Below are 8331 nucleotides of genomic sequence, written 5' to 3'. Positions count from 1 at the left end.
AGCGCCGCCCACGGACTGGCCGCAACCGACCTCGACGGCGATGACCGCACCGCAGGCGCCGTGGACCTCGGCGCCTACGAAGCCGGAAGCGGCGCGACGCCGGCCACGCCGGCCACGCCGACGACCCCCGCCACGCCTGCGACGCCGGCCACGCCCGCGACCCCCGTCGCCTCGACTGGCGACGTCATTACCGGCACCAACCGCAACGACCGGATCACCGGAACCTCGGCGGGCGAGGAGATCCAGGGCCTCCGGGGCCGCGACATCATCGACGCCGGCGGCGGCGCGGACGAGTTGCGCGGCGGCATCGGCACCGACCGGCTGACAGGCGGCGCCGGGGCCGATACCTTCGCCTTCTCCTCCACCCTGGAAGCCGGGCGCGGCTCGGTCCGCGACGTGATCGTGGACTTCTCGTCGGCGCAGGGCGACCGGATCGACCTGAGCGGCGTGGACGCCAACACGATGGCGGGCGGCGACCAGCGATTCGGCTTCATCGGCGACAACGACTTCACCGGCCAAGCGGGGCAGCTCCGCTACGAGGGCGGCATGATCTCGGCCGACACCAATGGCGACGGGATCGTCAATCTGCAGCTCCTGATCGCCAACGGGGCGCAACTGGACAGCGGCGACTTCCTGCTCTGAGCGGTTGCCCGGCCTTGGCCGGGCCCGCGCCGGCAGCAACGGGGGCGGTCCGAGAGGGCCGCCCCCGTCCTGCTTTCGGGGATCCCGGGGGCGGAGGATCGGGGCCATGCCCGTCAGCCGCCAGCCGCTCCGGTCAGCCGCTCCGGTCAGCCGCTCCGGTCAGCCGCTTCGGTCAGCCGCTTCGGTCGGGGGTCCACGACACCGGCTCCCGCGCGGGGAGGCGGCCGAGCAGGTCGCCCAGGACGCGGGCGGCGGCGAAGAGGACGGCGCCCGGCAGGGTCCGCGGGTCCGCGAAGCGGGCCAGGAGCGAGGCGTGCTGGCCGGGAGGACGGGGACGCGGCAGGCCGAGCCGGAGCAGCTCGCGCTCCCCCCGGCGCCAGCGCGCCCGCACGCGGACCCAGGCCCGGAAGCCCGGGGGCGGGCGCGAGACGGCGACCACCTCGGGGACGAGGCGCCGGCTTTCGGGCGGGACCATCGCCGCCATGAAGATGTCGTCCCCCAGGAGGGCAGGGAAGCGGCCCCAGCGGGCACGCCCCTCGCGGGAGAGGCCGATGACGACCTGGAAGGCGGCGGTGCGCGCGTAGGGGAGCGCCAGCCAGGTCCGGGCCATCGCAGGCGACCCGCGACCGGCCGTCGAGGTCGAAGGCCAGCCGGGGCGATACCATCTCCGCGCCCGCCTCCAGCACCCCGGCCAGCCGGGCGAGGCCGCCGGGGGGCAGCACGGCGTCGGCGTCCACGTAGAAGCGGGGAAAGGCGGCCACGGCGGCGTCGCCGGCGTTCAGGGCCCCGGTCTTGCCCGCCGGGCCGATCTCCAGCACCCGGACCCCGGGCCGCGCGAGCGAGCGGATGACGGCGGCGCTCGGGTCGCGGCAGCCGTTGCAGACATAGACGATCTCGGCCGAGTCGCCGGCGGTCGCGGCCATGAGGGCGGGAACGGTTCGGGGCAGCGCCGCCGCCTCGTCGCGGACCGGGACGACGACGCTGTAGGCCGGGCCGCCTACCACGCGATGCGGCTCCAGAGCTTCCAGCGCCGGCGGACCCGGTCCAGCGCCCGTTGGGGCAGCGGGCGGTAGCGGTCGCCATACCAGGGCATCAGGCGGAGGCCATCGTCGGCGCGGCTGGTGTAGTAGTTCGGCACCGGATGGAAGTTCCGCATCCTCAGGTGGAACACCTCGCAGGCGCCACCCGCCTGGGGCGGCACGATCCACCGCCAGTCGCCGGCGACCTGGCGGCCCTGCGCCTGCTCGCGGCCGTGGAACTCCATGAACTGGTCGGAGGCGGCGTGGTGGTCCAGCATGGTCACGCCCGCCGCGCGATACGAGTGCAGCACGGCGCGGTTGAGCTCGGTCAGGGCGGTGTCGCGCCAGAGCGGGTCGCGCCCCGCCGGGTCGAGCCCGAGGGCGCGGGCGATCTCGGGAAGGAGGTCGTAGCGGTCGCGGTCCGCGAGGTTCCGCGACGCGATCTCGGTGCACATGTAGAAGCCGTTGAACGGCGCGCAGGGGTAGTCGATCCCGCCGATGGTGAGGATCATCCCGCTCACGCAGGGGACGGCATACCAGCGCAGGCCCAGCGCCGCCAGATCCGGGCAGGCGGGATGCGCGATGGGCACCTCGCGCACCGTGCCGGGCGGGAGGGCGAACATCGTCCGCCGGTCCCGGTCGTCGCGGACGAAGTAGGGGAGAAGGTCGAAGCGCCCGGGCTCGTCCGGCGCCGCCCAGCCGAAGGAGCGGGCGATGCGCGTCGCCTCCACGTTCCGGCGGTCGCCGAGGATGGAGCCGTCGGGCCGGACATGGCCGGCGTACTGGGTGATCTGCGGGCTTTCGACAAAGCCCGGCAGGGCGGTGCCCCGCACGGGGGCGAAAACCGAGATCACCGAGCGGATGCGCCCGTCGCCCAGCGCCTCGGCCATGTGCCGGGCGATGCGCCCGGCCATCGCCTCGGGCGAGGTCAGGGCGCGGGCGTCCACCACCTCCAGGCTTTCCCAGTAGAGCCGACCGATGCAGCGGCCGTGGTTGCGCCAGGCGAGGCGGGCGCCGAAGGCCAGCTCGGCCGGGCTGTGCTCGTAGAACCCCTCGCGCGCGAGGCCGCGACGGACCTCGGCCCAGCGCCTCCGCCGCTGGTCGCGGGACGCGCCGGTGGCGTCGTGGTAGGCGTCAAGGAAGGCCCGCGCCTCCTCGCGCCGCTCCAGGGCCGAGATCCGCCGCAGCCGCCGCGCCAGCGGGCTGCTGCCCCGGGCGAAGTCCTCGCGGGCCACGCCGATCCGCGCCAGTCGCCGCAGCATCACATCAGCCCGTCGAACTGCCGCGCGGCGTCGCGGAGCGGACGGCGGTTGATCCCGTGGACGGCCGCGAGGGCGCGGGCCTTGGCGCGGCGATAGGCGCGGTCGGCGTTGGCGGGGTTGCGGTATTCGGCGCGGGCGCGACGGTCCTCGGTCCGGCGGACGACCAGCGACCCGGCCTGCCCGCCCTTCTCCATGACCGCCCGGTAGATCGGCGTGTCGGCCTGGAGCGAGAAGTCGTTGAAGCGCACGCGGTCGAGGTAGGGCGAATGGGCGTCGAGGAAGCGGGCGGTGGCCTCCATGTCCTCGGCGGTCTCGCCCGGGAAGCCCTTGAACATGGTGCAGCGGATGCTGAGCCCGGCCTCGTGGGCGTGGCGGATGAACTCGGAGTTGCGCTCCACCGAGGAGCCCTTCCGCATCAGGTCGAGGAGGCGCTGGCTGCCGGATTCGAGGCCGAAGCTGATCCGGCGCATCCCGCCGGCCACCGCCGCCGACAGGTCGGCCCGCGACAGGCCGTTGTCGCGGCGCTGGTCCACGTGGACCGTCCCGATCCATTCGGCCCCGCGCACGTAGCCGCCGATCCCCTCGGCGATGCCGCGGATCATGTCGGGGTAGGAGTTGAGCTTGAGGTCGAGGAACAGGAAGTTCGTCGTCGCGTGGCGCCGGGCCTGCTCCTGCATCTCCAGGAGGACGTTCTCGACCGACCGGGTGCGGAAGGTGCGGCCGCTGACCGACACCACGTCGCTGCAGAAGAGGCACTTGTCCCACTGGCAGCCCCGGCCCGTCATCAGCGGCACGATCCGCACCGGGTAGCGGTCCCAGGGGAAATCGGTGAAGTCGGCGAAAGGCGTGGCGTCGAGGTCGCGGAGCGGCGGAGCAGGCGTCGCGCGCGCGCCGTCGGGGCGGGTCACGCCGGGGAACCGCCCGACATCCTCGCCCGCGCAGAGCGCCTCGACCATGTCGGGGAGGCTGCGGTCGGCCTCGGCGCCCACCACCCCGGCGAGGCCCGGCAGGCCGCGCCAAGCCTCGGCGACCTCGGGCACGTTGAACATCGGGCCGCCCAGCAGGACGGGGATGCCATTGGCGGCGGCGAGGCGGCCGATCTCGCGGACGGTGTTGAAGTGCTGGAGATAGGCCGACAGCAGGATGGCGTCGGGGCGGGATTCGATCGCGCGGGCGACCTCGCGCAGGACGACCGGGTGGGGCCGCTCCTGCCGCCAGTGGCGGAGCGAGCGCAGGCCGTCGCGGACCGACAGCAGGGGAGGGAAGTCGGACAGGTGGATGCGGCGCTGCGCGTGGTCGAGCCAGGACTCGCGCCGCTCGCGCGCGGCGGCGGGGACGTCGTGCGCGAGCGGCGAGATGAGCTGGACCTCGTGGCTTCGGTTCCGAAGGGCCGCGGCCAGCAGGCCGATGGCCAGGGTGGGGAAGCTGGCGAAGTTGTTCAGGTCCACCATCAGGACGCGGCGGCGCAGCGCCGGCGCGACGGCGTCGGGACGCTCCCCGGCCTCGGCCGGACGGGCCGGGCGCAAGGCTCTGATCTGGCGCTCGCTTCGAGCCAAGGGCCGCACTCCTCCGTGGCGTGGACTTGTCGTTCGGCGGGCATGAGACGGCAGGTTCCCGACGGAGGCAAGCCTTTGCCGAGCGGTTCGCCTCGCTCCGTGGCCGGCCGGTCAGGGCCGCAGGGGGCGGCGGACCCCGGCCCTTGCGGAGCGGCGGGCTTTGCGCTTGCCTCGGGCCCGGGCGGGCCGTTCCGGTCCGCCCCGCCACGGGCCGGAGCGATCCATGGAGCAACCGACGGGACAGGACCGCGAGACATCCGCGCCGGAGGTCTGCGTCGTGGTCGTCAGCTACGACACGGCGGACCTGACCTGCGCCGCCCTGGCCAGCCTGGAGGCGGGCACGGCGGTCCCCCACGAGCTGGTGGTCGTGGACAACGCCTCCGGGGACGGCTCGGCGGAGCGCATCCGGCGGGAGTTCCCCCGGGCGAGGCTCCTGGCGCTGGACCGCAACCTCGGCTTCGCCCGGGCCAACAACCTCGCGGCCGGGCTGTCCTCCGCGCCCTATCTGCTGCTCCTCAACCCGGACACCCTCGTGCCGCCGGGGGCGGTGGAGGCCCTGCTCGACTTCGCGCGCCGGCGGCCCGGGGCCGGGATCTGGGGCGGGCGCACCGTCCATGCCGACGGACGGCTCAACCCGACCTCGCTGTGGCGCCGGGCCACGCCCTGGAGCCTGTTCTGCAACGGCTTCGGGCTGGCGGCGCTCTGGCCGCGCTCGGCCCTCGCCAACCCCGAGGCCTGTCCCCGGTTCGCGCGGGACCACGAGCGCGAGGTCGATATCGTCACCGGCTGCTTCCTCCTGATCGAGCGAGGGCTGTGGGACCGGCTCGGCGGGTTCGACCCGGCCTTCTTCGTCTACGGGGAAGAAGCCGACCTCTGCCTGCGCGCCCGCGCCCTGGGCGCCCGCCCGGCCTTCACGCCCGCCGCGACGATCGTCCACCTCACCGGCGCGTCGCAGCCCAACGAACCCCGCCAGATGCAGCTTCTGGCCGCCCGCATCCGCCTCGCCCGCCGGCACCTGCCGGCCCGGCAGCGCCGGCTCGCCGTCGCCATCATCCGGGGCGGCGTCGCCTTCAAGGCCGCCGTCGCCCGGGTCGCCCCGTCCCTGGCCCGCCGGAGCGCCACCCTGTCCGCCAGCCGCGCCGCCTGGTCCGACCGGGCGCGATGGTGGGATGGCTACTGACGGGCGCGGCTCACGCCCACATGGCCCCGGCGATCTGCTCGGCGGTGAAGGGCTTCTCGCAGGACCGCACGTCGGCGAAGCGCGCGGGGATCTCGCCCCGGTCGTAGCCGGTCGCGAAGATGAAGGGGATCCCCCGCTCCCGGAGGAGGTTCGCCACCGGGAAGACCGTCTCGCCCTGGAGGTTGATGTCGAGGATGGCGCCGTCGAGCCGCTCCGTCCGCGCCACGAGTCCCCGCGCGTCCGCCAGGGTGGCGGCCGGGCCCAGCACCGTCGCCCCCGCCGCCTCGAGCATCGCGGTCAGGTCGTCCGCGACGAAGTAGTCGTCCTCCACGACGAGGATGTGCTGTCCGGCAAGGGTGGAGACCGTCGCCATGATCCTGTGCTCCCGGTTTCGGTGGGTCGCTCGGCCGGAGGGCCGATCGCGCGGAGGGGCCGCGTCGCCCTGCGCCGGCAGGTAGCGCCCGTTCGCGGCACGTCCGCCCCCGGCCGCGCGGCTGGCCGAGCGTCGCCGTGCGAGCCACGCCTTCGGCCGCAGGCTCTCCTGCCCCGCAGGTCCGCCGTGGACCGCCGCCGGGACTTCGGCGGGACGCGCCGCGCCTTGGACCTGCCGGGGAGGATGGCGCGGCATCCTGCGGCCCCCGGTTCAGGCGGCACCCCGGTCGCGGCGCTCGGTCCCGAGATTGAGCCACGCGGCCTCCTCCGGCGACAGGTTCAGGTCCAGGGCGGGCAGCGAGGAGGCGATCTCCCCGGGGCTCCGGGGCCCGACCAGGGCCAGGGACGGGAAGGGCTGCGCCAGCACCCAGGCCAGCGCCACGGCGTTCGCGCTCACCCCCCGCTCGGCCGCCAGCTCCTCCGCGCGGCGGCGGCGCTCGGCGTTGGCGTCGCTGCCGAAGCAGGTCTCGGGCCGCGTGTCGGGCGGCAGGCGGTCCCGCAGCTCCTCGGGCAGGAAGTAGCCGCGCGCCTGGCTCGACCAGCTCAGGTGGATAGCCTGCCGCTGCTGGAGGACGGCCAGCGTGCCCGGATCGTTGGAGCTGACGCAGCCGGCCCAGACCGGCTTCTCCATGACCGCGAGCGACAGGTTGTTGCTGAGGATCGCCGGCCCCACGAGCCCCCTGGCCGCCGCGTGGTCCTGCGCCTCGGCCAGCCGTTCCACCGACCAGTTCGACCCGCCCCAGATGCCGACCGTTCCGGCGTCGATCAGCCGGTTCACCGCGTCCACGAACTCGCCCACCGGCACGTCCGGGTTGTCGCGGTGCATGACGTAGATCGGCACCCGGTCGAGCCCGAGCCGGCCGAGCGACATCTCCAGTTGCGCCCCGATCGCGCGTGGCGTGCAGTAGGGCGAATGCGCCCCCTTGGCGATCACCACCACCTCGTCCGCCACCCCGCGCGAGGCGATCCACTGGCCCAGCACGCCCTCGTGCCGGCCGCCGCCGTAGACGAAGGCCGTGTCGAAGGCGTTCCCCCCGGCCTCCATCCAGGCGTCCCAGACGATCGCCCCCTCGGCCGGGGTGTCGCGGTTGTCGCAGCCGATCACGAGGCGGCTCATGGGGAGCGTCACGCCCGGGACACGGACCTTGCCGATGCCGGGCAGCCCCCTGGGCAGCGCGCGCGGGAGGCGGCGCACCACGCCCGGGTCCTCGGCGAAGGTCGTGGCCCCCATCTCCTGCCGCCACCGGTCCAGGACGGCGGCGTTGCCCCGGCTCTCGGCGGGGGTCATGGCCGGGAACGGCGCCTCGGTCTCACCCGCCGCGATGGCCCGGCTCGCCGCCTCGGCCTCGAAGGCGAAGAGGTGGCGCGGGTCCCTGATCCACTCCTCCGTGGTCTCCCCGCCCCGGGCGATGCGGATGACCGCATCCGACGGCCCGGCGTTGCGCCCCGGCACCCAGGGGTCGGGAAGCGTGATCGTCCCTTCCGTCCCCTCGACCACCAGCGCGTTCTCCATGGCCCGCCGCGTCGCGCAGGCCACCTCCGCCGTGATCCCGCCCGGGAAGGTCAGGAGCGCGAAGGCCACCTCGTCCACCCTCGTCGCGCCCAGCAGGCCCGAGCCCTTCACCGTCTCCGGCTCCGCGAAGGGCCTCCCGACCGCCGCGCCCGCGACGAGCCGGACGGCCGACACCGGATAGCCCCCCACGTCGAGGATGCCGCCCCCCGCCAGCGACCTGTCGAAGAGCCGCGAGGCCGGGTCGAACCTCGCCTCGAAGCCGAAGCTCGCCCGGACGTGGCGCACCTGGCCGATGGCCCCCGCGCGGATCAGCTCCACCAGCCGCGCGACCTGCGGGTGGCAGCGATACATGAAGCCTTCCATGAGGAAGACCCCCTCCTGCCGCGCCGCCTCCGTCACCGCCACCACCTCGGCGAGGTTCAGGCCCATCGGCTTCTCGACCAGCGCCGCCTTCCCCGCCCGGAGGGCGAGCAGCGCGTGCTCGGCGTGCCAGGGATGGGGCGTCGCGACATAGACCGCGTCGATGTCGGGGCTCTCGACCATCGCCTCGTAGGAGTCGAACCGCAGGGCGGGCTCGATCCCGTATCGGTCCCCGAACTCGGCCCGCCGCGCCTCGCTGCGGCTCGCGACGGCCTGGAGGCGGCCCGATGCCGCCTCCTTCAGCCCGTCCGCGAAGTTGCGCGCGATGCGTCCCGGGCCGATGAGGCCCCACCTGACCTGTTCCATG

At 74.7% G+C, this 8331-nt stretch carries 7 protein-coding genes and 1 pseudogene; 2 read left to right on the top strand and 6 right to left on the bottom strand.

Annotation, left to right across the window (positions count from 1 at the left end; genetic code table 11):
* Positions 1-642, top strand: a 642-nt coding sequence (locus J2Z33_RS16560) for a calcium-binding protein (protein ID WP_483414418.1), incomplete at its 5' end; no start/stop codon positions are given.
* Positions 643-814: 172 nt separating this feature from the next.
* Here the strand turns inward: J2Z33_RS16560 and J2Z33_RS18560 are convergent.
* The 4 genes and pseudogenes from J2Z33_RS18560 to J2Z33_RS16545 form a co-directional block, all read right to left on the bottom strand.
* Positions 815-1252, bottom strand: a complete 438-nt coding sequence (locus J2Z33_RS18560; RefSeq protein WP_245218934.1) for a hypothetical protein — start codon at positions 1250-1252, stop codon at positions 815-817.
* Between the two features lie 52 nt (positions 1253-1304).
* Positions 1305-1646: pseudogene (locus J2Z33_RS19000) on the bottom strand (glycosyltransferase family 2 protein); the annotation flags it as partial.
* A complete protein-coding gene (locus J2Z33_RS16550; protein WP_209843121.1) occupies positions 1640-2923 on the bottom strand; it encodes a nitric oxide synthase oxygenase in 1284 nt (427 codons plus the stop codon). The pseudogene J2Z33_RS19000 and the gene J2Z33_RS16550, both read right to left, overlap by 7 nt.
* Positions 2923-4479 (bottom strand): B12-binding domain-containing radical SAM protein, encoded by a 1557-nt coding sequence (locus J2Z33_RS16545; protein WP_209843118.1) that lies wholly within the window; start codon positions 4477-4479, stop codon positions 2923-2925. The genes J2Z33_RS16550 and J2Z33_RS16545 overlap by 1 nt, the downstream gene beginning before the upstream one ends.
* 223 nt (positions 4480-4702) lie before the next feature.
* Here J2Z33_RS16545 and J2Z33_RS16540 point away from each other — a divergent pair, with 223 nt between their 5' ends.
* Positions 4703-5659 (top strand): glycosyltransferase family 2 protein, encoded by a 957-nt coding sequence (locus J2Z33_RS16540; RefSeq protein WP_209843116.1) that lies wholly within the window; start codon positions 4703-4705, stop codon positions 5657-5659.
* 10 nt (positions 5660-5669) lie between these two features.
* Here the strand turns inward: J2Z33_RS16540 and J2Z33_RS16535 are convergent, their stop codons facing one another.
* Positions 5670-6032: a response regulator gene (locus J2Z33_RS16535; protein ID WP_209843114.1), complete on the bottom strand. Its 363-nt coding sequence runs from the start codon at positions 6030-6032 to the stop codon at positions 5670-5672.
* Between the two features lie 270 nt (positions 6033-6302).
* Positions 6303-8330 (bottom strand): aldo/keto reductase, encoded by a 2028-nt coding sequence (locus J2Z33_RS16530; RefSeq protein WP_209843112.1) that lies wholly within the window; start codon positions 8328-8330, stop codon positions 6303-6305.
* Position 8331: the final 1 nt, after the last annotated feature.

The organism is Rubellimicrobium aerolatum, assembly GCF_017872975.1.
GTDB classification, from domain to species: domain Bacteria; phylum Pseudomonadota; class Alphaproteobacteria; order Rhodobacterales; family Rhodobacteraceae; genus Rubellimicrobium; species Rubellimicrobium aerolatum.
This window is presented reverse-complemented; position numbering and strand designations above follow the sequence as displayed.

Excerpts from the sequence above, each read along its gene's own strand:
- J2Z33_RS16530 (WP_209843112.1), bottom strand. The coding sequence starts at position 8,330 with ATGGAACAGGTCAGGTGGGGCCTCATCGGCCCGGGACGCATCGCGCGC.
- J2Z33_RS16540 (WP_209843116.1), top strand. The coding sequence starts at position 4,703 with ATGGAGCAACCGACGGGACAGGACCGCGAGACATCCGCGCCGGAGGTC.
- J2Z33_RS16535 (WP_209843114.1), bottom strand. The coding sequence starts at position 6,032 with ATGGCGACGGTCTCCACCCTTGCCGGACAGCACATCCTCGTCGTGGAG.
- J2Z33_RS18560 (WP_245218934.1), bottom strand. The coding sequence starts at position 1,252 with ATGGCCCGGACCTGGCTGGCGCTCCCCTACGCGCGCACCGCCGCCTTC.
- J2Z33_RS16550 (WP_209843121.1), bottom strand. The coding sequence starts at position 2,923 with ATGCTGCGGCGACTGGCGCGGATCGGCGTGGCCCGCGAGGACTTCGCC.